Annotated in this window: 1 protein-coding gene and 1 pseudogene; both read left to right on the top strand. The window is 39.7% G+C overall.

Annotation, left to right across the window (positions count from 1 at the left end; translation table 11 throughout):
- Positions 1 to 381 (top strand): DUF6050 family protein (locus tag QVP40_RS09460; RefSeq protein ID WP_288200450.1); only part of this gene is annotated, 381 nt, incomplete at its 5' end.
- Positions 382 to 510: 129 nt separating this feature from the next.
- Positions 511 to 706 (top strand): annotated as a pseudogene (locus QVP40_RS09455) (hypothetical protein); the annotation flags it as partial.

Here is a 706-nt window from a genome sequence, read left to right as displayed (position 1 = left end):
TGGTTAGAGAAATATTGGCAAACCTTAATCGGGAGGTGGCGGAAGGAATCAGACAGAGGGAGAAAAAAGATGACGATTGAAGATGTAATTAAAAAATCGATTCTGCCACTGGCATTTATGGTATTCTGGTTTTGGATGACAAAAACAATTATGAAGGTCAGTGGACAGACGGATTGGTTCTGGTGGGTATTTATTGCTGGACTTCCATTTGGAATACATAAAATGCGGTTGATTCTGATTCCGAGAGGAATGGATACCACAGCAACACTTGGGATGGCTGCATTAAGTGTCATCATTGGAGCATTGATTGGAAGCATCATGATTCCAGTGTATGTGATTAGAGCGATATACGTGTTTATACGGTATGTCATTGGAAAATAGAATATTAGATTGATAAGAGGCAGGCTTGCGAAAACAAAAATCGTAAGGCTGCCTCTTTTTTTGTGCTTAAAACCAGGCAATTCAGGGGAAGTCCCTTTTGCAAATATATATTCTTGGAGGATTTTTAATATGAGAGAGCGAATTGAAAGTAAGCATGTAACTAAGGAAATCAAAAGTCAGATGCCAGTAATTCCGGTGGAAATTGTTAAAGAAAGAGGCTGTACGTTCTGCCCGTATTATCTGGGCAATTATGAGAAACAGCCACGTTGTATGATGAAAACCTGTGCCTGGGATGATGAAAATGAACGTTTCCATCCAGTTCTCC

Origin of the sequence: Blautia sp. CAG:257, from assembly GCF_000433815.1 — a bacterium.
Classification (GTDB): Bacteria; Bacillota; Clostridia; order Lachnospirales; family Lachnospiraceae; genus Blautia_A; species Blautia_A caecimuris.
This window is presented reverse-complemented; position numbering and strand designations above follow the sequence as displayed.